A 22,276-nucleotide genomic window follows, 5' to 3' on the forward strand; every position below is an offset into this window, starting at 1 on the left:
ACCTCGGGGTCGCCCCAGGAATGGTGTTCTGATGAGGTGCGACTCCAACTCCGCGTACCGGTCACTCGTGGTGTGTGGGAAGACCCGCCACTCTTCGCCGGTCCCAGGCTCGCCGAAAGCCAGAAGGCCGACCTGGCGGGGCTCCGATCTGGAGTGACGGCGAGGTCTGGTTCGTTGGGTTTCCGCGCCGCTGGCTCATAGGTGACAGATACCTGGCGAGTCCTGCCAGGTACGGCCCCATGTCGAGACTTTGTGTAGTCGCTTGACTACGTTTGATGTGTGGCTGGGCGAGGACCACGAGTCCGTGGCCGGCCAACGGTTACCGCGCCCCCAGGTGTCAGCGTGCCGTCGCTTGATGGCACTGCACCAGACCAAAGGAGAGCACGATGTCCGTCTTCCAGAACGGCAAGGTCCCCCACGGGTTCGCCTTCAACGAGTCGGGCGGTCTCATCCACTACAAGCACGCCATCGTCCTAGCCATCCCGAACCCCAACCAGGGCAACGGTACCGTCTGGGGCGACGGCTACCTCAGCTTCGGCTCCGACTGGGCCGACGTGCGCCTGCGGGTGGCCCTGCACAATGGCACCACCTGGTCCGTCGTCAAGAACTGGGACATCATCGCAGGCGACGGCCGGCTCGCCGAGAAGCTCCCCGCGGGAATCCAGAAGGTCAGCATCGGGCGGGTGAAGAAGAACGGCGGAGACATAGTCGACAACGCCCCAGTCGGCTGGCTGCTCGAATACCTGTAAGACGACCGCCGGGTTCAGGCCCGGTTCATCGACGTGACACCAACCGCCGAGACCGCATGAGAGGACTGCACTTACGGGATGCCTCGTTGTTCCTGCCTTGCCGGACTCTAGACAAGCCGTCATCGCAGGCCACGGGGCATCCCTTTTGCACTTCCGGGACCTGCGTGATCAATCATTCGTGGATCGAGGCTTAAGGCGGCTCGGAGCCCGTCGTCGCTGTTTCGCGTACTCGATCCCACCCGAATGCAATGACCAGAGCGGCCGAGACTGGCGCTCCCTGGTGGACTGGAGTGAGTTCGTCCCCCAGGGCACACCGATCAGCATCCGCATCTGACGTCGAGAGAGGCGCGAGTGCGTACCGACTGGACCGACCTGCCTGAGGGACTGCGAAGCGGGATCGAGGCCAAAACAGGTCAGATCGAGCGCATCGAACCGGCCCCCAAGGGCAACCACGCGGACGTCGCGTCCACCCTCCACGCCGCGAACGGCCGAGTCTTCGTCAAGGCCGCCCGCAAGCTGGAGGACAGGGACGGGCCCGAGGTCATGTCGCTGCGCCGCGAAGCCTCCGTCAACCCCGTCGTGTCCGAATTTGCTCCCCGGCTTCAGTGGCAAGCCGAGGCCGGGGAGTGGCTCGCACTCGGATTCGACCACGTGGAAGGCCGCCCCGCCGACTTCTCTCCGGCATCACCCGACCTTGACGTGCTGGCCAAGACCATCCACTCGATTCAGAACGCCTCATGTCCCGACGCGGTACGGCTGCTGGTCGAACGACGTTGGCAGCGATACACCGACGACATCTCCGGGCTCTCGGGCAACGCGCTGCTCCATACCGACCTGAACGAGGACAACTTCATCATCACCCCGGACGGTCGCGCCTACGTGGTGGACTGGGCGTTCGTGTCACGGGGCGTCGCATGGCTGGAACTGGGCCTGCTGATTCCGTGGCTGCTCAAGGCGGGGCACGCGCCGCAGGCCGCAGACGAGTGGATCTCTCAGTTCCCCTCGTGGGCCGAGGCACCCGCAACCGAAATCGACATGTTCACCGCAGCGTTCGCCAATCAGTGGCGAACGGCCAGCGACAAGCGTGAAGACTCCTGGGTCCGGCTGCACGCTGACCTGACCGCGCGCTGGGCGGCGTACCGGCTGAGGCGGTAGCTCTCATGACGGACTGGACGCAACACCACCCACACAAACGCTCACGACCCCGGACGGACGAGTGGCCAACATCGACCTTGAGATGGTTCCCCTCGTCCAAGAGCTGTGGCGGCTCGGATTCCAGACCAAGGTCGCGTGCCAGGACGTCGGGGAAGCCGTCCGGGAAGGTGGAACCCGGACCGCCAAGGCCGACTGCCCACGAGCTTCGGCTCGGCTGATGGGGCGGGCTTGGCTCATCGTCAGACGAGAGGACGGCCCAGGTTTCTCGACCTCTGTGGGTCTCTGGGAGATCCGGATGACTGGAGACTGCTACCGGTCGTCAAGGACAGTGACCCCGAGCGCTGGATCTCGATTACCTTCCCCAGGGAGCACATCGGCAAGGCCGCTGCACACCTAGCGGACATGTAAGAAACTAGCCCAAGACGCGAGACAAGCCCCGGCCGAGGACGAGGCCGGGGGCTGGGTTGTTGCGGGGGATCAGGCCGCCTGCGATATCCCCATAGTGGGGCGATACGAAGGGGCGTTCGTTGTACTGGTCGCTGGTCGCTGGTCGCTGGTCGCTGGTCGTTGGTCGCTGGTCGCTGGTCGCTGGTCGTGGGGAGGGGGGCCTAGCGGTCTTTGTTGGTCCTGGTGGGGAAGGTGGGGAGGTCGGGTTCTGGGTTTACGCGGACGGTGTTGAGCATGGCGGCTACGGTCCAGTAGCGGCCTACTACGGCGATGAGGTCTAGGAGTTGGGCCTTGTTGTACTCGGTGGCTAGGGCTGACCAGGTTTCGTTGGTCAGGTGGCCGGTGTCGTAGAGCTCGTCTACGGCTTGTAGGACGGTTGACTGGAAGGGCGTCCAGGCGTCGGCGGTGGGGCCCTGGGGGACGCGGTTGATCTCGTCGGAGGTGAGGCCCGCGGCGGCGCCCATGCGGACGTGTTGGCCGAAGGCGTATTCGCAGTGGCCGCGCCAGGCGACGCGGAGGATGGCCAGTTCGCGGTCGCGTGGGGGGAGTGGGGACTCGCCCAGCAGGTAGTTCTGGAGGGGGCGTTGTGCCTTGGTCAGGCCGGGGCTGTTCGCCCAGGTGCGGGAGACGTGCCAGTCGCCGGTCAGGGCCTCGGGGCCGAACAGGTCGCGTTCCAGCTGGTGGTAGGCGTCGACGTCGAGGGGGGCGATGCGGGGCTCGGTCATGACGCGCTTTCCTTGGTGCTCGTTCGGACCTCGCGGTCTACTTCCAGGGTGTCGGCCAGGAGGCCTTGGGTGTAGGGGTGTTGGGGTGTGGTGAGGACTTCTTCGACGGCGCCTGATTCGACTACGTGGCCCTGGCTCAGGACGATGACGCGGTCGCCGATGCTGCGGACGACGGCCAGGTCGTGGGTGATGAAGACCATGCTCAGGCCCTCGTCCTGGAGTGTGCGGAGGAGTTCGACCACGGAGGCCTGGACGGAGACGTCCAGGCCCGAGGTGACCTCGTCGCAGATCAGGAGGGACGGGTCGCAGGCGAGGGCGCGGGCGATGGCTACGCGTTGGCGTTGGCCGCCTGAGAGTTCGGCTGGGTAGCGGTCGGCTAGGCGCCAGGGAATTTCTACGCGTTCTAGGGCTTCTTTCGCCTTTTCGCGGGCGGCTTTGCCTCTCAGGCCGTAGAAGTGCTTCAGCGGGACTGTCACCGCGGTTGAGATCGTGTCGCGGGGGTTCAGTGAGCCGTACGGGTTTTGGAAGACGTACTGCATCTGTTGCTTGACCGGCTTGGAGCGGTCCCGTAGTTGTGGGGGGAGTGGTTTTCCATCCAGTTCGTAATTGCCGGTTTGGTTTTCGTGGAGGCCGATCAGGCAGCGGGACATGGTTGTTTTGCCGCTGCCTGATTCGCCTACGACCGCCAGGCACTCGCCCGGTGCGACGTCGAAGGAGAGGTCGAACAGGACCTGGGTTTGGTCGTAGGAGGCGTCCAGGTTTTGCACGCTGAGGACGGGCTTGGTGTCTGCCGCTCTGTTTTCGGCGTGGTGCAGGGGTTCCTTGACCAGGCATGTCTGGTTCTGGCGGACGTGGTCGACGCGGACGCAGCGTGCCGTGCTGCCCGTGGGCGTGGTGACCAGCGGGGGCGCTGATTCGCGGCAAGCGTCCTCGACGAACGCGCAGCGGTCCGCGAAGACGCAGCCGTCGAACTTGGCTCCGGGGGCTGGTGTCCGGCCGGGAATGGAGACCAGGGGTAGCCGTTGGCGGGTTGACGGTACCGATTCGAGTAGTGCGATCGAGTAGGGGTGTGCGGCGGAGAGCAACACTTCTTCGCGGGTGCCGGTTTCCAGGATTTGGCCCGCGTACATCACGGTCACCAGGTCGCCGACGGCGCCGACTACCGCCAGGTCGTGGGAGACGAAGACGGCGGCCATGCCGTTGTCCGCGCAGAGGCGGGCGACCATTTCCAGGACCCTCGCCTGGGTGGAGACGTCCAAGCCGGTGGTGGGCTCGTCGAAGACGATCAGCTTCGGTCCCTTGGCGACCGCCATGGCGATCGCCACTCGTTGTTGCTGGCCGCCCGAGAGTTCCTGGGGGTGGCGTCGAAGGAAGGCGTCGTCTGAGGGCAGGCCTACGGCTTCGAGGACTTCGCGGATTCTCGGCAGGTTCTTCTTGGTGGCGCCGAGCAGCCCCTCGGCCATCTGGGTGCCGATCCGCATCGCCGGGTTCAGCGCCGTCGCCGGGTCCTGGGGCACGAAGCCGATGAGCTTCTTGCGCGCCTCGCGCAGGTCGTTCGGGGCGAGCGCGAGCAGGTCGACGCCGCCCACCACGACCTTGCCGCCGGTGATGTTGGCGCCCTTCTTGGCGAAGCCGAGCAGCGCGAGCGCGACCGTGCTCTTACCCGAGCCCGACTCGCCGACGAGGCCCATGACCTGGCCGCTCTCCAGGCTGAACGACACGCCGTCGGCGATCACGCTGCCGTCGTCGAGCGCGACGGTGAGCCCGGTGACTTCGACCGCCTTCATTTGCGGGTCCCTTCGGTGCGGGCGATGACGCGGGCGGCGCCCTCGGCGAAGAGGTTGCCGCCGATCGTGAAGAGGGCGACGCAGGCGGCGGGGATGAGGACGGCGAGCGGCTGGATGGCGAGGCCGTCCTTGTTCTCGCTGACCATGAGGCCCCAGTCGGAGGCGGGCGGCTGGACGCCGAAGCCGAGGAAGCTCAGCGAGGCGAGGCCGACGACCGACCACATGAGTCGCAGGCCGATCTCCACCATGAGCGGGGACGTCACGCTCGGCAACACTTCGCGCATGAGGATGTGGCGGGACGGCAGCCCGATCGTCCGCGCCCACATGACGTGCTCGCGTCGCATCACGGGACGTGCCGCGCCGCGCATCACGCGCGCCATTCCGGGGGTGAGGCCGATGGCCACGAGGATGACCAGGATCGGCCGGCTCGGGCCGACCATGGAGATGAACAGGATCGCCATGATGATCGTGGGGAACGTCAGGAGGACGTCCACGACCCGCATCAGGAGCGTCTCGACGATCCCGCCCGCGAAGGCCGCGACCAGGCCGATGGTGGTGCCGAGCGTCACGCCGAGCGCCGTGGCGGCGAGGCCCATCCAGGTGAGGTTGATCCCGCCGCTGAGGATGCGCGAGACGATGTCCCTGCCCAGCGAGTCGGCGCCGAGCAGCAGGCCGTCGCCCGGCGACGCGTAGGGCTTCGCGATGATCGCGGTCGGCGAGTGCGGCGTGAGGAACGGGCCGATGACCGCGAACAGGATCATCGCCATCAGCATGATCAGTCCGAGCCGGGTCTGCCGGGACGTCAGCACGCGGCGGGTGAGGTTACTGGGTGGAGCCTGGTCCCCCTGCTCCGTGGGGCGCGTTCGGATCACGGCCGCACGCTCCTTTGTTTGTCAGCGGGACTTGTTCAGGGTTCCGAGAACGTCGGCGAGTTGGTTGAAGCAGAAGAACGCGGCCGCCATGAGCATGATGATCGCCTGGATCATCGGCAGGTCGTGGCCGGCGACGGCGTCCACGAGCGCCGACCCGATGCCCGGATACGCGAACAGGTACTCGATCACGACCGAGCCCGCGATGGTGTAGGCGGCCATGATGCTCGCCGCCGGGATGCTGGGCGCGAGCGCGTTCGGCAGCGCGTGCCGGAACAGTATCCGGCGCATCGACAGGCCCTTGATGATCGCGAGCTGGACGTACTCGCTCTCCAGCACGTCGATGAAGGAGACCCGCACGAGGCGCGAGAGGTAGGTGACGCCGACGAGCGTCATGACCGCGAGCGGCATCACGAGCTGCCGCGGATGCTGCCAGGGCTCGTCCCCCGGCGGAAGCAGCGAGACGGGCGGAAGGACCTTGAAGACGACGGTGCCGAACAGGGCGATCACGAGGCTGCCGAGGACGAAGTCCGGCGTCGCCGTCACGATGAGCGAGGTGCCCAGGTAGGTCCGGTCCAGGAACCGGTCGCGGAAGACGGCCGCGAGCAGGCCGACCAGGAGTGACAGCGGGAGGATCAGCACCATCGCCATCACGGTCAGCGTCGCGGAGTTGAAGATGCGTTCGGACAGGAGTTCGGACACGGGTTGACCGCTGACCAGCGAGTTGCCCATGTCCCCGGTGAGGACGCTGGTCAGCCAGTCCCAGTACTGGCTGACCAGCGGTTGGTCGAGACCGAGGTTCTTGTTCAGCTGGGCCACCTGGTCGGCGGTCCCCCCGGGCCCGAGGATGATGTGCGCGACGTCGCCGGGCATCGCCTGTGTCGCCACGAAGACGATGACGGAGATGCACCACAGGGTCACCAGGCCCGTCAGCGCGCGCCGCGCGATGGGCCACGCGAGGGTGGCCCGCCGGGACGGTTTCGGTGTCGGGGCGGCCTTGACCGCGTTGTCGGTAGTCGTCTCAATAGCCATCGCAACAATCCCGTTCAACGTGGCCGGTCGTCCTCGGGTGACACCGCCCTATCCGTTCCTCAGCTGATGGTGACCTTGGTGAAGTCGTACAGGTTCCCCGAGGGGAACTCCGGGACGAGCCCGTGCACCTTCGAGGAGTACACGCTCACCGTGGGGTTCGTCGCCGTGAGGATGCTGGCGCCGCGCTCGTACTCGATCGCCTTCATCTTCTTCTCGGTCTCGCACTGCTCCTGCTTGTCGGACGTGGCGTAGAGCTTCTTGGCCAGCGCCTCGAACTCCGGGTCGTGCCAGTGCGTGTGGTTGAGCACGTCGTCCTTGCTGATGATCTCCGGGACGCCCTCCAGGTAGGGGCGCGTGTCATAGCCGGTGTAGAACGTCCGCTTGCCCCACTTCTCCAGGTAGGCGCCCAGCTCCATCTTCTTGACGTTGATGGTCACGCCGATCTTCTTGGCGTCCTCGGACAGGATCTGGACGAGCTGGAGCATGCCGGGCTTGTTCGCGGCGGTCTCCAGGTCGATGTTGAGGTTCGACTTCCCGGCCGCCGCGAGCAGCTTCTTGGCCTCGGGGAGGTTCTGCTCCCGCTGGGGGACGGCCGGAAGGCACTGGTCGAAGCCCGAGTGGTCGTTGGCCACCTCGCCCAGGCCGTCGAAGGCGTTGGTGAGCGCGAGCTTGCGGTTGACGATCAGCCGCATCGCCTGGCGGACGCGCACGTCGGTGAACGGCGCGACGTCGGCGCGCATGCCGATGGAGACCTTCAGGTTCACATCGCTCTTCATGACCTTCAGGCCCGGCGTCTTCTCGATCGTCGGCAGCGAGGTCTGGAGGATGTTGGAGCTCGCGTCGATCTGGCCGCCGATCAGCGCGTTGGTGGACGCCTCCGCGGTCTTGAAGCTGATGATCCTGACCTTGTCGACCTTGGGCTTCGGTCCCCAGTAGTTGTCGAACCTCTTGACGACCGTCTCCCGTCCAGCGGTGAAGGAGACGAGGCTGAACGGGCCCGTCCCCATCGCCTGCTCGGGCGTGGAGCCCTTCTTGTAGAAGATGATGTTGCTGTTGGTGACGGCGAACTCGAACGGCCCGTACGGCTTGGGCAGCTTGAACTTCACCGTCAGGTCATCGACCTTCTCGATGCCCTTCGGGTCCATGAAGTCGATGTAGTTGCGCTCGATGAGCGCGTTCTTCTTGTCCAGGACCCGCTGGAAGACGGCGATGACGTCGTCCGCGCCGAACGCGCTCCCGTCGTGGAACTTGACGTTCGGACGGAGCTTGACCGTCCACTCGGTGTTGTCCTTGTTGTGCGTGATGCCGGTGGCGAGTGCCCACTGGAAGCCGCCGTCCTTCGTCCTGTGGGCGAGCGGCTCGAACATCGTGGCGTTGCGGACGTAGAAGTCCTGCGATCTCAGGTTCGAGTAGGCGTCGAGGGTGGAGATGGTGCTGGCCACCACGCCGACGCGAAGCATGCTGCCGGACGAGCCTCCGTCCGAAGAGTTCGATGAGCATGCGGCCGCGAGGCTGAGTGCCATGGCGGAGACCACCACGGGCGCGAGCATCCGAGGACGTCTCCGCTGTCGCGTGCCGACTGATCGACTCAACATCCTTCCTCCTTAGAAAGACGCTGGTTGCGATGGGAGCTCTTGCTGGAACGAGGCGGGTGCGTGCCCTGTGGTGCGTGCCCTGTGATGCCGTGCTCCGTGACGTGCGAACAGATGAAGTGAACAGATGAGGTGCAACGGGTGAGATGCGAACAGATGACGTGCGGACAGAAGGTCGTCCTGTCCGACCAAGTTCGGCTGGTTTGTATGACGTACGAAAGCAGACGTACTATGCCGCGTCAATATCGGAACCACATCAGGTCTGCGAAAAGAGTGCCGTCGCCGCTTCTGACCTGCAAATAATGCGCACAGCTACCGGGTCGGTACGCTCCGATGGACGGTTGACCTTGGTGTTGGCGTATGACTATCTTACGTCATACAAACTTGGAGGAGACGGCATGTCAGAGCCCCCGGACCTGCGGATCGACCGCCCCGCGGAGACCGTTCCGCAGCTTGTGGTGCGCAGGGTTCGGCAGGCCATCCTCGAAGGCACGCTGGCACCGGGCCGCCGGCTCACCGAGCGCGAGCTCATGGAGCTCACCGGCGTGAGCCGGACCTCGATCCGGGAGGCGGTCCTGCACCTCCAGGCGCTGGGGCTCGTCGAGACGTCGGGCCGCAAGGGCGTGCGGGTGGCGGTGCTCAGCAGCGACGACGTCCGGCAGCTGTACGAGGTGCGCGCCGCGCTGGAGTCCGAGGCCGCGTCGCTCTTCGTCCAGCGGGCCACCGACGCCGAGGTCCTGGAACTGGTCAAGCTCACCCGACCGGGAAAGAGCGACGAGGAGCAGCTCTCCGCGGTCTACCAGATCGACGAACTGTTGCTGGCGGGGGCGCGCAACGCCCTGCTGCGGTCCACCCTCGCACCGCTGCACGCCCGCATCCACGCCCTGCGCCGGCTGTCCCTCAGCATTCCCGGACGCCGGATGAAGTCCGCGGAGGAGTACCGCGACCTCGTCGCGGCCATCACCGACCGGGACGCCCCCCGCGCCGCCCAACTCGCCCGGCACCACGTGGAGACCGCCAAGGAGGCGGCGCTGACCGCCGTCGCGAAGCTGGAAGAAGAACAAACCTCGGGAGCATGACCGCCCCCGGCGGGTGTCGGTACGCCGCGTTCCAGGCCTGGCCTGGGCCGCGGCGTGCCCCGGGAGGTCGTGCCCGACTCGGACAGGCAAGCGATGGCCAACCGATCGGAGAGACGCATGCAGCATGAGCCAGCCGAGATCGCGATCGTCGGGGTGGGGCAGTCGGACTTCCGCGCGCTCTACGCCAAGACGGACCGGCCGCGGGACGCCTACGCCCTCGCGGCCGGTGCCCTGCGGGACGCGATCGAAGACTGCGGGATCGACAAGGACGAGATCGACGGACTTCTCTGCTGCCGCGTGAAGTACGACCGGCTGGGCACCGTGGTCGGCCTGAAACACCCGCGCTTCGTCCACGACCTGGAGGGGACGGGACGGATGAGCGGCCTCGCCCTCCAGGAGGCCGTCGCGCTGATCGCGAGCGGCACGGCCGACGTGGTCGCGTGCGTCTACGGCAACAACGGACGGTCGGCGAAGGTGCGGTACGGCGGCGAGGGCGGCGGGCCCACCGTCGCCTACGACGAGATGTACGGCATGACCTCGCCGGGCGCCTACGTCGGACTGATGTACCAGCGCTATCGGGGCATGTACGGGGCGGGTGACGACGCGCTGGCACCACTTGCGATCAACAACCGTCGGCACGCCGCACTCAACCCGGTCGCCGTCTTCCAGGACGAGTTCACCCGCGACGACTACCTGAACTCCCGCTACATCGCCGAGCCGCTGCGGCTGCTCGACTACTGCCTCATCAACGACGGTGCCGTCGCCTTCATCGTCACCTCGATGGAGCGGGCCAGATCGCTCCGCAAGCCGCCGGTGCGCGTCGCCGCGACGGCGGGCATGGCGCACCTCACCAACCACTACACGGCGGAGGACTTCTTCTACTCCGCCTGCCAGGACGTGGCGGGCCGGCTCTACCGGCAGGCCGGCATCGCGCCGGAGGAGGTCGACTGCTTGCAGATCTACGACAACTTCACGCCCACCATCCTGTTCACCCTCGAAGGCTTCGACCACGCGCCGCGCGGCGAGGCGTGGAGCTGGGTGGACGAGAAGAAGATCCATTACGACGGCTCGCGTCCGCTGAACACGGCGGGCGGGCACACCAGCGAGAGCTACATGCAGGGTTGGGCGCACCACGTCGAGTCGGTGCGCCAGTTGCGCGGCGAGGCGGGCGCCAGGCAGGTGCCCGGATGCGCGACGGTGCAGTACATGTGCGCGTCGCCGATCGTCACCTCGCACATCCTCACCAATGACGAGGTGGCCACGCGATGAGCATCGAGAGCACCGAGAGCACGGCCGAGCGGTACGAACGGTTGCTGCCGGAGATCACCCCGGAGAACAAGCCGTACTGGGACGGTCTGGCCCAGAACGAGTTGCGTTTGCAGTGCTGCGACGAATGCGGAGAGTACCGCTTTCCCGAAAGCGAAGTGTGCCCGCGCTGCCTTTCCGCTTCCTTCAGCTGGCGTGCGGTCAGCGGGAAGGGTCGGCTGTGGTCCTGGATCAGGATGCACCAGCGGTACCTCAGCGCCTTCGACGAGGTCAGCCCGTATCTGGTGGCCTACGTCAAGCTCGACGAGGGCCCGCCCGTCATCAGCACGCTCGTGGACGAGCCGGACGAACTCGCCTTCGACGTGCCCGTCCGGGCCGTGTTCCAGCCCGGCTTCAGCGAACGTCCGATCCTCAAGTTCGCCGTCGAGCACCCGGACCCGGCGGCATGAGCGCGCACTTGCCGTTCTCCAGCAGGTTCCTGTACTGGATCTCTCTCGACTTCGGCAGTTCGGACCCGGCCGACCTCGCGCGGTTCAACCGGTTCTACGACGAGGTCCACCTTCCCGAGGTCCTCGACAGGTATCCGGGTTTCGCGGCCGCGCACCGCTACACACTCGCGCTGCCCGACGAGCGGGGCGACTTCGGCGGCGGGAACCTGGCGGCCTACGAGGTGGAGGACGAAGAGGGCCTCGCCCAGTACATCGCCGGGACGACCGCCCCCGGCGGCACCCTTCCCCCCTACTCCAACGACCCGCCGCTCTGGCCGGACCTGCTCACCCACCGGTGGCGCGTCGTTTACGAGAAGGTCGCGGAGACCGCGCCGTCGACGCAGGTCCCGGGCGCGATCTACATCATCGGGATCGAGCCGCCCGCCGACATCGGCGACGACGAGCTTGCCGAGTTCGAACAGTTCTACACCGACTTCCACCTGCCCGAGGCGACGACCATCGGCGACTACAGCCGAGGGACCAGGTACGTGTTGCGGCGCACGCTCGAGTATCCGGAACCACCCGGCTGCCCGCGCTTCCTCGCCGTCTACGAGCAGGCGGACGGCTCCGACGAGCAGATCAGCGCGACGATGCGCACGTTGATCGCGTCGAACGGCTGGACCCCGGGCCCCGCCGCCTGGCCGAGGAAGACGACGCCGTGGCGGCTCTGGTACCGGAACGTCTCGTTCATCCCACGCAAGCGTGATTGAGGGGCAGGCATGTTCATCCTTGACACCCAGATCCATATGTTCCTCCCCAACACCCCGGAGCGGCCCTGGCCGGACATCGGCGAGTCCTACAACGGGAAACCGGAGTCCACGCCGGAGCAGATCGTGCCGAGGATGGACGAGCTGGGCATCGACGCCGTGGCGATCGTCCCGGCGATCTGGGCGGGCGACGACAACACGCCAGCGCTCGGCTGGGCGGCGGAGCACCCGGGCCGGTTCGGTGTGATGGGCCGGTTCAACCTGTGGGACCCGGACCGGGAGCGCATCGAGCGCTGGTTCGACAACCCGTGGATGCGCGGCATCCGGATGAGCTACCCGGACTACCGCGGCCGCGAGTGGATCGACGTCGACACGTTCCCGTGGTTCTGGGAGGCCGCGGAACGGCTCGGCATCCCGCTGATGCTGCTGATCTACGGCCCCGAGGTGCGGAAGGTCGCGGCGATCGCGGAGCGGCACCCCGACCTCAAGCTGATCGTCGACCATATGGGCCTGATCATCGGTGACCCGGACACCCAGGACCTCTGGGCGCACATCGACGACATCTTTCCGCTTGTGAAGTACCCGAACGTGTACATGAAGTACTCGGCGATCCCCGACTACACGTCCGAGCCGTATCCCTATCCGTCGCTGACCCCGACGCTGCGCCGTGTTTATGACGCGTACGGCCCGCAGCGGCTCATGTGGGCCTCGGACACCACGCGGGTGCGCGGCGCGACGTGGCGGGAGAACCTCGACCACGTGCGGTACACGCTCGACTTCCTCAGCGAGGAGGACAAGGTCTGGATGCTCGGCCGGACGGCGGCCACGGTGCTGAAGTGGCCCCGTCCCGAAGGCGGCTGGGAGTGGGAACGGGACGGTCGATGACCACAGCGGACGAGGGGCGGGACGGCGACCGGCGGCCCGCCCCTGATACGGCGCTGCGGGTGGTGGAACTGTCCGGCGGCGTGGCCGTGAAGATCTGCGGCAGGCTCCTGGCGGGGCTGGGACACGACGTCGTCCTGTGCGAACCACCCGGCGGGGACGCGCTGCGAACGCGGGAACCCCTGGACGAGCACGGCGTCGGCCTCGCCTTCTCCAGCCTCGACGCGGACAAGCGCGGCGTGGTCGTCGACCTGGACACGGCGGACGGCCGGTCCGTCCTGGGCGAATTGTTGGACCGTGCCGATCTGCTGCTCACCGACCTCGGCCCCACCCGGGCGCGGGCCCTCGGCCTGACCGCGCCGGAGATCCGCGCCGCCTGGCCGGACCTCGTCGCCGTGAGCATGACGGCGGCGGGCCTCGACGACCCGCGCTCGGACCATCCCGGCGACAGCCTGCTCGCCGAGTGCCAGGGCGGCCTCGCCTCGATGATCGGTGAGCCGGACCGTTCCCCGCTGAGCCTCGGCGGGGAGCAGACGGCGCACGCCGCCGCCTTCGCGGGCCTCTTCGGCGCCATGCTCGCGCTGCGCCGTCGCACGCGGGGCGCGCGGGGTGACGTCGTCGATATCGCTTTGTGCGATGTCGCGGCGTACATCGACTGGAAGAGCGACATCGAGACCGCCTTCGCCGGGACGGCGCCGACGCGCACGGGGGCGACGGCCGGGCAGTGGCGGATCGTCCGCGCGGCGGACGGCTGGGTCGGCGTCATCTTCGCCCCCGAGCAGTGGGACGTGCTGGTCCGGCTCGTCAGCGAACCGGCACCGGCACCGGCGCCGCGCTCCGATCCGGAGCAGTGCTGGAAGCTCATCGAGAGGTGGGCGGCACGTCTGCCCAAGCGGACGGTCTACGAGCGCGCGCAGGCGCTCGGACTCGCCGTCGGTTTCAGCGCCGACCTCGGCGACCTGCTCGGCGACCGGCAGTACGAGGCGCGCGGCTTCTTCCGCGGGCCTCGGCGGAACGGGCGAACGATCGCGCCCGTCGGGCCTCCGGCCCACGGCGCGGGTCTGCCGTGGCGTTCGGGGCCGCCGCCGACCCTCGGCGGCGACTCGGTCGTCGCGCGGTCGTGGTCGCCTATTGGACGGGAGGAGTCGACGCCGTCCCGCGAGGGGGCGCCGCTCGCGGGCGTGACCGTGCTCGACCTCGGCACGATCACGGCGGGCGCGGCCACCGGACGGCTGCTCGCCGACTACGGCGCCACGGTGATCAAGGTCGAGTCGGCGAGCCATCCGGACCCGTTCCGGCAGTGGCCGGTGGCGGGGCGGCCCCCGGCCAGGGACGGCCTCTCGCCCATGTTCGAGTCCAACAACGCGGGCAAGCAGGGCGTGGTGCTCGACCTCAAGACCGAGGCCGGTCGCGAGACCCTGCACCGGCTGGCCGCCCAGGCGGACGTGGTGATCGAGAACTTCACCGTGGGCGTGACCAGGCGGCTCGGGGCCGACTTCGAGACGCTGCGCGCGGTGAACCCGCGGCTCCTCTACCTGTCCCTGTCCAGCCAGGGGCAGGACGGTCCCGAGGCCGGACGCAGGTCGTACGGGTCGACGCTCGACCTGCTGTCGGGGCTGGCCTCCGTGACGGGATACCGGGACGGCGGGCCGATGTGGTCGTCCGGTGAGGTCAACTATCCCGACCAGGCGGCCTCCCTCTTCGGTGCCGCCCTGGTCGCCTACTGTCTGGACCGAGGCGTTCGGGGCGTCCACCTGGACGTCTCGCAGCGCGAACTCATCAGCTGGACCCTCGCCGACCGCATCGCCGAGCACAGGGCGACGGGTGTGGTTCCCGCGCCCACCGGCAACCGGCGTCCCGGCGCCACCCCGCACGACGTCTACCCCTGCTCGGGGAAAGGCCAGTGGGTCGCCATCGCGTGCCGCCGTCAGGACGAACGGGATGCGCTTGCCCGCCTCGTCGCGCCAGCGGAACTGGCGGGGAAACCCGAGGCGTGGTGGTGGGAGCACGAAGAACTGGTGGACGAGCTGATCGGGGCATGGACCCGCGCTCGTTCGCGGACGGAGTGCGTCGACGCCCTGACCGAGGTGGGTGTGGCCGTCGCGCCGGTGCTGACGGCGGCCGAACGCAAGCACGAACCACGGTTCCGTGAGCGTCGGGTCTACCTGGGTGAGGGGGAGTCCCGCCGGAAGGGGTTCCCGTTCACCATGCGTGGCTACGCCCCACCGGAACCGACTCCGGCGCCCGCCCTCGGGCAGGACCAGGAGGCGGTGCTCGCGGTCCTGCCCGTCGAACACGTCACCGGATGTCGATCGCGAGGGTCTTGACCTGGCTGAACTCGTCGATGACCCAGCGGCCGCCGAGCCGGCCCCGGCCGGACCGGCGGCCCGCCGCCCCACCGAACGGCAGGCTGTACTCCCAGTAGTTGGAGGTGTCGTTGACCACCACGAGCCCGCAGTCGATGCGCTCGCCGATCTGGAACGCCTTGGAGACACTGGCCGTGAACAGCGAGCCGACGAGCCCGAAGTCGCCCTCGTTCGCGGCCGTGACCAGGTCGTCCTCGTCATCGAAGACCGACAGCGAGGCGATCGGGCCGAACGTCTCCTCGGAGAAGAGGGCGGCGCCGCGGCCGACGGAGGTGATGACGGTGGGAGGGAAGAAGAAGCCGTCCCGGTCCTGGAGCCGCTCACCACCGGTCACGACGTTCGCGCCGTGCTCCCGGGCGTCCGCGATCAACCGGTCGTACCGGGCGATGCCGGACTCCAGATGGACCGGGCCCATCGTGACCTCGGGATCCAGCGGGGACCCGACGACCGTGTCCTCGGCCCGTTTCGCGAGCAGCCCGGCCAGCTCGTCCGCGCATGACGCGGCCACCAGAACCTTGCCCGCGGCACTGCACACCTGACCGGCGTTCCAGAACGCGGCATTGGAAATAGCGGCCGCCGCGATGTCGAGGTCGGCGTCGCCGAGGACGACGATCGGAGAGTTGCCGCCGAGTTCGAGAAGGAGCTTCTTGTCCCAGGCGGATTTGGCGATCGACTGACCGGTTCCACTGCCGCCGGTAAAGCCGACGGCGACAATTCCGGGGTGCGTCACGAGATGGCTGGCGACCGCCACCTCGTTGGTGATCACCAATTGCAGCAATTCCTGCGGGAAATCCGCCGCGAGGAGGATCTCGCGGAATTTCGCCGCGACGACGGCGGTGGTCGGTGCGGGCTTCCACACGACGGCGTTGCCGGACGCGAGGGCCGGTCCGATGTACTCGACCGGAATGTTCACCGGGAAGTTCCACGGGGTGATGACCGCCCACACGCCGAGGCCCTCCCGGCGGACGATCGCGCGCTTGTTCTCGTCCCCGACCTGCGGAGTCTCACCGCCCAGCGCGAGGACGGACTCCGCCGCCATCTCCAGCCCGCGGACGGCGAAGAGGATCTCGCCCCGGGCCTCGGCGACCGGTTTGCCATGTTCGGTGGACAGGACGTCGGCGAGTTCTTCGTGCTTGGCGAGCAGCGCGGCGGCGGCTGAACGACACCATTCGGCGCGCGTGGTGGGACGTGCGCCACGGGTCTTACGGAAGGCCGCCCCGGCGCTGGCGACGGCGGCGTCCACATCGTCCGTGGACGCCGCCGCGAGATTGCCGAATGGTCGACCGGCGGTGGGGTTGATCGCGGGGTAATGCGTGTCGCTCGCACGCCACGACCCGTCGATCCAGGAGGCGAGGAAGTCGGCGCCTGAAGGCGTGGAAAAGGCCATGATGATCCTTTCTACGGGCCTTTAGGCTACCAATTGCATCGCCAACTTAATAGGGGTGCGGAGAATATGCTTGAACGGACGCCGCCTCCGGTCCTATCCGGTGGCGGCGCCCGTGACGGCGCCCGTGCGGCGGCTACGCGGTGGCGGTTACGCGGTCGTCGGGAAGGTCGGGAGGCCGGGTTCCGGTTGGACGTTGACGGTGTTGAGCATCGCGGCGACCGTCCAGTAGCGACCGATGACGGCGACGAGGTCCAGGAGTTGGGCCTCGTCGTAGGTCTCGGCCAGGGCCGTCCAGGTCGGGTCGGTCAGGCGGCCGTTGGCGTGCAGCTCGTCGACCGCGCGCAGGAGGATCGACTGGAACTCCGTCCAGCCGTCGGCGGTCGGGCCCTGCGGAACGCGCTCGATCTCCTCGGGCGTCAGCCCGGCGGCGCCGCCCATCCGGACGTGCTGGCCGAAGGCGTACTCGCAGCGGCCCAGCCAGGCGACGCGGAGGATGGCCAGCTCGCGGTCGCGGGCGGGGAGCGGCGACTGGCCGAGCAGGTACTTCTGGAGCGGTCGCTGCGCCTTCATCAGGCCGGGGCTGTTCGCCCAGGTGCGGGACACGTGGGCGGTGCCCGTCAGGGCGTCCTCGCCGAACAGCTCGCGTTCGAGTCGGTGGTAGGCGTCCACGTCGACGGGGTCGATGCGAGGGTCCGTTTCGGTCATTTCGCGTCCTCCACGTCGTGGCTGGCGGTGCTCCGCACGCGGCCGTCCGAGGTCCGGTCCACGGTGACGACGGTGGGCAGCGGGAAGTGCGGGGCGAGGATCTTCGCGTGGCGGTCGGCGGCGAGCGCGGCGATCAGTCTGCGGCTGCGTACCGATTCGTCGGGTTCGTAGTCGACGGACGGCAGCCAGCACGGGTTGTCCACATGCGCGGGGTGGTGGAAGGCGTCGCCCGCAAGGATCGTGGCCTCGTCGCCGTCCGCGACCAGTACCGAGACGTGGCCGGGGGTGTGGCCGGGCGTCGGCAGGACGGTCATCGCGTCGGACAGGCGCAGCTCGCCCGTGAAGGTGTGCAGGCGCTCGCCGTCCTTGACGGCGCGGACCCGCGTACGGACGTCGCCGGAAACGCCGCGGTTGAACTCGATGGCGTCGACCTCGTCGCTCGTCCAGTAGGCGACCTCGCGTTCGTCGACGAAGACCGTCGCGTTCGGGAACGTGAGGGTGCCCGCGTCGTCCTTGGTCAGCCAGCCGCAGTGGTCGTTGTGCAGGTGGGTCACGACGACCTGGTCCACGTCGGCCGGTTCGACTCCGAGCGCGGACAGCGCGGCGGGCAGGCCGCCCCCGCCGTCCAGACTGGGCATCTCATGGGCGCGGTGGCCGTAGCCCGCGTCGACCACGGTGACGTGTCCGTCGCCCGTGACGAGGAAGCCGCCGAACGTCACGGTGAAGTGGGCGTCGGGCTCGGTGACGCCCACGGCGGGCATCCATTCCGCGGGTTCCGCGCCGGTGAACCAGTAGCGTCGCGGGCCGTGCGCGATCCCGTCGCTGACGTGCGACACCTGTGTGCGGCCCGTCTTGGTCGTCGCCGAGGTCATGCGTCCCCTCCCGGGAAGTTGGTTCAGGTGACTCGCCGGTACTTCACCCGCCACCTGACCTGGCGCTCCTCGAACGCCCGCGGCCCGGGGGTGAGCGGGGGCACGTGCGGTGGCCTGGGGTTCGGGTCCTCCGCCTCGTAGACCGCGTTGTAGCGCGGGCAGCCGGGGTCGGGGTGCTTGAACTCGTGCCAGAGCAGGAAGCGGGTGCCCCGGTCGTAGCCGAGTCCCGAGACGATCTCGGGGAGGTGCGTGCCCGTGTAGAACTCGTCGAACTCCGCGATCTCGGCCTCGGTGGCGTCGGCCGCGGGATCCATCCCGATCATGGCCATCTTGCCGGGTAGGAGGTCGGACACCCCGGTCGAGCCCGCGCTCCGCCAGACCATTCGCCACACCACGGGGGCGTTGTAGAACAACGACGGGCCGTTGGCGTACACGGGGCGTTTGTCACCCTGACGGTCGAGGAAACGGTGAGCCGCGTCCTCGCTCTCGATGCCGTAGACGGCCAGCCAGGAGGGGACCGTCTCGTCGTCGAGCGGGTCGGTCAGCTCGTAGCGCGAGGCGCTGACGAAACCCTCGTTGAGGCGGACGACCTCCGCGAGGTGGATCGTGTCGTAGTAGTCGGCCAGTGCGCGCAGTTCGGCCTCGGGCTCGTCCGGACCGGGCCGCAGCCCCACCGCGAAGAAGAACGGACAGCTCAGCGGTTGCCGCCCCATGGACCACCCTCCCGTTCCGAACAGTTCACTGCAAACCATACATTTCGGACGGTCCGCCGTGCGCGGGGACCCCCTCCGACCGCCGTCCGCCCCGCGAGCCTGGCAGGTCACAGGGCAGGTCGAACGACCCGCTTGGCATGTTTCGCCCAATCGCCCGTACCGGCGTCGGGGGATGGTGACGATTTCATTGGAGCGTTCAAGGTGGTTCAGTTCTCGGCCTGCGCTGGTCGTGCATACGTGAAACGACGATTGTGGCCTAACCCTTGCCCGCAATCGGACGGAGCGTTAACGTGCAGCTACTCGATAGGAAAGTTTCCTATCAGATGGAGTACGCATGCCCCGCTCTCCTCCATCACCGACGAATGGGCCGAGCCGCCCGAAACGCGCGGCGACCTCCCCGGCCCTCCTGGAATCCGTCGGGCATGAGAAACGACCACCCCAAAGGCAAGGACCCCCCGCATGAAGAAGTCAAAGCGCAAGCTCGCCGCGATCGCGGCGGGTACCGTGGCCGCCCCTCTCGTCGCCATCATTCCGGCGACCTCGGCTTGGGCGCACGGGTACGTGTCGGCGCCGATGAGCCGCCAGGCGCAGTGCGCCGCCGGAGTCGTCCAGTGCGGCGGCGTGAAGTACGAGCCGCAGAGCGTCGAGGGTCCGAAGGGCCAGCGCACCTGTAGCGGCGGATCGCGCTTCACCGAGCTGAACGACGACAGCAAGGGCTGGAAGGTCACCGACGTCGGCCAGACGATGACCGTCACCTGGACGTTCACCGCCCGGCACCGCACGACGAACTACGAGTACTACGTCGGCGGACGGAAGATCGCGGACATCAGCGGCAACAACCAGCAGCCGCCGCAGACCATCTCCCACCAGGTCAACTTCGGCGGTCTCAGCGGCCACCAGAAGGTGCTCGCCATCTGGAACATCGCCGACACCGGCAACGCGTTCTACGCCTGCATCGACGTGAACGTGAAGTGACGTCCGGTAACGGCATGCGACGCGAACTGACGCTGTTCGGCGCCGCGCTGCTCGCGGCGGGAGCCCTGTCGGCCATTCTGCCGACGGCGTCGGCCAACGCCGCCGAATGCGCCACGGAATGGAACGCCTCCGGCGTCTATACCGGTGGCGCGGTAGTGTCCCACGACGGGCACAACTGGTCGGCGAAATGGTGGACGCAGAACGAGTCTCCGGGAAGCGCCGTCGTCTGGGTCGACAAGGGAGGCTGCGGTGATCCCGGCAGCCCCACGGACCCGCCCGGCAGCAGTGCCTTCGTGGTGTCGGAAGCGCAGTTCGAGCAGATGTTCCCGAGCCGCAATTCCTTCTACACCTACAGTGGCCTGACCGCCGCCATGGCGGCCTACCCGGCGTTCGCCAACACCGGCGGCGACACCATCATGAAGCAGGAGGCGGCCGCCTTCCTGGCGAACGTCAGCCATGAGACCGGCGGGCTCGTCTACATCGTCGAGCAGAACCAGAGCAACTACCCGCACTACTGCGACAAGAGCCAGCCCTACGGATGTCCCGCCGGGCAGGCCGCCTACTACGGACGCGGACCCATCCAGCTGAGCTGGAACTTCAACTACAAGGCGGCGGGTGACGCCCTCGGCATCGACCTGCTGAACAACCCGTACCTTGTGGAGCGGGACGCGGCCGTGTCCTGGAAGACCGCGCTGTGGTACTGGATGACCCAGAACGGCCCGGGCACGATGACCGCGCACGACGCGATGGTCAACAGCCGGGGGTTCGGTGAGACCATCCGCAGCATCAACGGCTCCCTGGAATGCAACGGAGGAAATCCGGGCCAGGTTCAGAGCAGGGTGAACAACTACAAGAAGTTCACCCAGATCCTCGGCGTCCCCACCGGCGACAATCTGACCTGCTGACGCCCTCTACCAGAAGGGCGTGACCGAGCCGATCGGACGCGATCGGCCCGCACCCCGGCAATCACCGCGTGCGGGCCGATCGCGTTCCTATTTCTCGTCGCGGGGGACGTACAGGCGGATGTCGTCGACGTACGCCGAACCCTCGTAGTAGTTCAGGTGCGGGTCGCCGATGATGAACGAGTCGGGGTAGGCCGACCCCTTCGGCCATGTGTGCCGGGTCCAGTACGTCCCGGCCGGGCCCACGTGCTTCAGGCTGCGGTCGAAACGGCCGTCGTACTCGCCCGGCGTCTGGTTGTAGTGCCAGATCGGACGGCCGTCCTCCACGAAGTCGTGGTGGACGCGCAGCGTCGTCTGCCCGGTGTGCAGGAACGGGCCGCTCATTTCGAGCGTGTAGCCCGTCGCGTCGCGCTCGATCGCGAACCGGTACTCCTTCTCAGGCAGCAGCTCCGGCCTGATCTCGGCGCTGGTGAGGTGCTGCTTGAACTGGCCGTTCGGCCCGTACGGCTTGTCCATCGACACGTTCCCGCAGGCCGTCTTGATGTAGTACTCCTGGCTGATGTTGTTGTTCGACTTCTCGCGGAACTTGTCACCGCGCACGAACAGCGCGTTGACCCCGTTGAAGGTGCCGTCGAACGTCCGGTAGATCTTGTGGGTCTTCGGGTTGCAGGTCCCGGCGTTCTTCCACCGGTCGTCGTCGGCGTAGTAGCCGTCCATGATGACCTTGCGCCGGTAGTGAATGCCCGGATTGCCGTGCGGCGCCGGGTTCGCGTAGTCGAGGATCGTCATGTAATAGAACCCGTTCTCACGGGTCACATCCGGATACTCGCAGCGCGTCCTGCCGGGGATCGCGCCCTCGAACGTCCACGGGTACCGGGTCTTGCACGCCCCCGGGGCATAGCCGTTGTGCTTGCCGTTGTAGTTGAAGGTGCCGTTCCGCTTGCCGCCGAAGTCGATGCCGCGCAGGGTCATCTCCACGCGGTAGTGCGGCGGCAGCGGGCGCGTCGGCCGGATGAGGACCCCGGCGTCCCAGCTCGGCTCGGAGATCCGCGCGGCGCGCTGGCCGCCCGGCAGGGACGCGGTCGACAGTCCGGGCCGCGAGTCGGGACGCCCGTCGTGGTCCTTGTCGACGGCGGCGACCTCGGCGGTCAGCCAACCGTCACGGCCGAACGCGACGCGCTTGCGGAAGACGTTCAGGGTGGCGAGCTGTTCCGCGAACAGCGGGCCGCTGATCTTCGTCCAGGCCTCGCCGTCGTCGTCGAACGGCCCGACGTTCCACGGGCTGTGCGGCCCCTGCGGGTCCAGCCGCCACGGCGCGCCGTCGACCTTCAGCGGACGATCGAAGCCCTCGTGGTCCACCAGCACCCAGCCGCCGCGCCCCACCGTTCCGGACGCGGCGCCCGCACCGCCCGTCACGGCGATCGCCGTCGCGCTCGCCCCCGCCGCCACCAGGGCGACCTTCCACCGTCTCCTCATGATCATGAGCACCCCTTCCGCGCGGGACCCTACGACCGCCGGGCCGCGTCTCCGCCGCTCGGCGCGGGGGCTTGCCAAGCCTTGGGACGCCCATTGCGCCGA

General features: G+C 67.9%; 20 protein-coding genes. 10 read left to right on the forward strand and 10 right to left on the reverse strand.

The annotated features are described in order from the left end of the window. The first annotated feature begins 386 nt into the window (after positions 1-386). Both ABD808_RS30590 and ABD808_RS30595 read left to right on the forward strand, forming a co-directional pair. A complete protein-coding gene (locus ABD808_RS30590) occupies positions 387-749 on the forward strand; it encodes a hypothetical protein (protein ID WP_344904046.1) in 363 nt (120 codons plus the stop codon). 351 nt (positions 750-1,100) lie between these two features. Then, the gene (locus ABD808_RS30595; RefSeq protein WP_344904049.1) at positions 1,101-1,904 is read left to right on the forward strand and encodes a phosphotransferase family protein; all 804 of its coding nucleotides are present in this window, start codon (positions 1,101-1,103) and stop codon (positions 1,902-1,904) included. A 608-nt stretch (positions 1,905-2,512) separates the two neighbouring features. Here the strand turns inward: ABD808_RS30595 and ABD808_RS30600 are convergent. The 5 genes from ABD808_RS30600 to ABD808_RS30620 are packed head-to-tail and all read right to left on the reverse strand — an operon-like array spanning position 2,513 to position 8,224. Next, on the reverse strand, positions 2,513-3,076 hold the full coding sequence (locus ABD808_RS30600) for a carboxymuconolactone decarboxylase family protein (RefSeq protein ID WP_344904052.1): 564 nt from the start codon (positions 3,074-3,076) through the stop codon (positions 2,513-2,515). Continuing rightward, positions 3,073-4,863, reverse strand: coding sequence for an ABC transporter ATP-binding protein (locus ABD808_RS30605; RefSeq protein ID WP_344904055.1), 1,791 nt, complete (start codon positions 4,861-4,863; stop codon positions 3,073-3,075). Before ABD808_RS30605 ends, ABD808_RS30600 begins: the two co-directional genes overlap by 4 nt. Further along, a complete protein-coding gene (locus ABD808_RS30610; protein ID WP_344904058.1) occupies positions 4,860-5,735 on the reverse strand; it encodes an ABC transporter permease in 876 nt (291 codons plus the stop codon). Before ABD808_RS30610 ends, ABD808_RS30605 begins: the two co-directional genes overlap by 4 nt. A gap of 21 nt (positions 5,736-5,756) precedes the next feature. After that, on the reverse strand, positions 5,757-6,764 hold the full coding sequence (locus ABD808_RS30615) for an ABC transporter permease (RefSeq protein WP_344904061.1): 1,008 nt from the start codon (positions 6,762-6,764) through the stop codon (positions 5,757-5,759). A 59-nt stretch (positions 6,765-6,823) separates the two neighbouring features. Next, entirely contained in the window at positions 6,824-8,224 is a 1,401-nt protein-coding gene (locus ABD808_RS30620) for an ABC transporter substrate-binding protein (RefSeq protein ID WP_344904065.1), read from the reverse strand. A 530-nt stretch (positions 8,225-8,754) separates the two neighbouring features. Between ABD808_RS30620 and ABD808_RS30625 the strand changes: the two genes are divergently transcribed. From ABD808_RS30625 to ABD808_RS30650, 6 genes are all read left to right on the forward strand, one after another. Continuing rightward, complete coding sequence (locus tag ABD808_RS30625) at positions 8,755-9,435, forward strand: GntR family transcriptional regulator (RefSeq protein WP_344904068.1); 681 nt, start codon at positions 8,755-8,757, stop codon at positions 9,433-9,435. Between the two features lie 117 nt (positions 9,436-9,552). Continuing rightward, positions 9,553-10,704 carry a thiolase family protein gene (locus tag ABD808_RS30630; protein ID WP_344904071.1) on the forward strand — a complete coding sequence of 384 codons (1,152 nt, stop codon included), beginning with the start codon at positions 9,553-9,555 and terminating at the stop codon, positions 10,702-10,704. Beyond that, positions 10,701-11,150, forward strand: a complete 450-nt coding sequence (locus ABD808_RS30635) for a Zn-ribbon domain-containing OB-fold protein (protein ID WP_344904074.1) — start codon at positions 10,701-10,703, stop codon at positions 11,148-11,150. Before ABD808_RS30630 ends, ABD808_RS30635 begins: the two co-directional genes overlap by 4 nt. Continuing rightward, the gene (locus ABD808_RS30640) at positions 11,147-11,899 is read left to right on the forward strand and encodes a hypothetical protein (RefSeq protein WP_344904077.1); all 753 of its coding nucleotides are present in this window, start codon (positions 11,147-11,149) and stop codon (positions 11,897-11,899) included. Before ABD808_RS30635 ends, ABD808_RS30640 begins: the two co-directional genes overlap by 4 nt. Positions 11,900-11,908: 9 nt before the next feature. Then, positions 11,909-12,781, forward strand: coding sequence for an amidohydrolase family protein (locus ABD808_RS30645; RefSeq protein WP_344904079.1), 873 nt, complete (start codon positions 11,909-11,911; stop codon positions 12,779-12,781). Further along, positions 12,778-15,105: a CoA transferase gene (locus ABD808_RS30650; protein ID WP_344904082.1), complete on the forward strand. Its 2,328-nt coding sequence runs from the start codon at positions 12,778-12,780 to the stop codon at positions 15,103-15,105. Before ABD808_RS30645 ends, ABD808_RS30650 begins: the two co-directional genes overlap by 4 nt. Here the strand turns inward: ABD808_RS30650 and ABD808_RS30655 are convergent. The 4 genes from ABD808_RS30655 to ABD808_RS30670 all read right to left on the reverse strand — a co-directional run bounded on the left by ABD808_RS30655 (position 15,077) and on the right by ABD808_RS30670 (position 18,821). After that, positions 15,077-16,531 (reverse strand): aldehyde dehydrogenase family protein, encoded by a 1,455-nt coding sequence (locus ABD808_RS30655; protein WP_344904085.1) that lies wholly within the window; start codon positions 16,529-16,531, stop codon positions 15,077-15,079. The two genes, ABD808_RS30650 and ABD808_RS30655, sit on opposite strands and share 29 nt — an antisense overlap. A gap of 147 nt (positions 16,532-16,678) precedes the next feature. Further along, positions 16,679-17,236 (reverse strand): carboxymuconolactone decarboxylase family protein, encoded by a 558-nt coding sequence (locus tag ABD808_RS30660; RefSeq protein ID WP_344904088.1) that lies wholly within the window; start codon positions 17,234-17,236, stop codon positions 16,679-16,681. Beyond that, on the reverse strand, positions 17,233-18,108 hold the full coding sequence (locus ABD808_RS30665) for an MBL fold metallo-hydrolase (protein ID WP_344904091.1): 876 nt from the start codon (positions 18,106-18,108) through the stop codon (positions 17,233-17,235). The genes ABD808_RS30660 and ABD808_RS30665 overlap by 4 nt, the downstream gene beginning before the upstream one ends. Positions 18,109-18,131: 23 nt before the next feature. Further along, positions 18,132-18,821, reverse strand: coding sequence for a hypothetical protein (locus ABD808_RS30670; protein ID WP_344904094.1), 690 nt, complete (start codon positions 18,819-18,821; stop codon positions 18,132-18,134). A 459-nt stretch (positions 18,822-19,280) separates the two neighbouring features. Here ABD808_RS30670 and ABD808_RS30675 point away from each other — a divergent pair, with 459 nt between their 5' ends. Then, positions 19,281-19,796, forward strand: coding sequence for a lytic polysaccharide monooxygenase auxiliary activity family 9 protein (locus tag ABD808_RS30675; protein ID WP_344904097.1), 516 nt, complete (start codon positions 19,281-19,283; stop codon positions 19,794-19,796). 14 nt (positions 19,797-19,810) lie between these two features. Then, complete coding sequence (locus tag ABD808_RS30680; RefSeq protein WP_344904100.1) at positions 19,811-20,701, forward strand: glycoside hydrolase family 19 protein; 891 nt, start codon at positions 19,811-19,813, stop codon at positions 20,699-20,701. Positions 20,702-20,788: 87 nt separating this feature from the next. On the opposite strand, the gene ABD808_RS30685 is transcribed toward ABD808_RS30680, so the two are convergent. Next, a complete protein-coding gene (locus ABD808_RS30685) occupies positions 20,789-22,180 on the reverse strand; it encodes a hypothetical protein (protein WP_344904103.1) in 1,392 nt (463 codons plus the stop codon). Between the last annotated feature and the right edge of the window lie 96 nt (positions 22,181-22,276).

Origin of the sequence: Actinomadura meridiana (assembly GCF_039537545.1) — a bacterium.
In the GTDB taxonomy this organism is placed as follows: Bacteria; Actinomycetota; Actinomycetes; order Streptosporangiales; family Streptosporangiaceae; genus Spirillospora; species Spirillospora meridiana.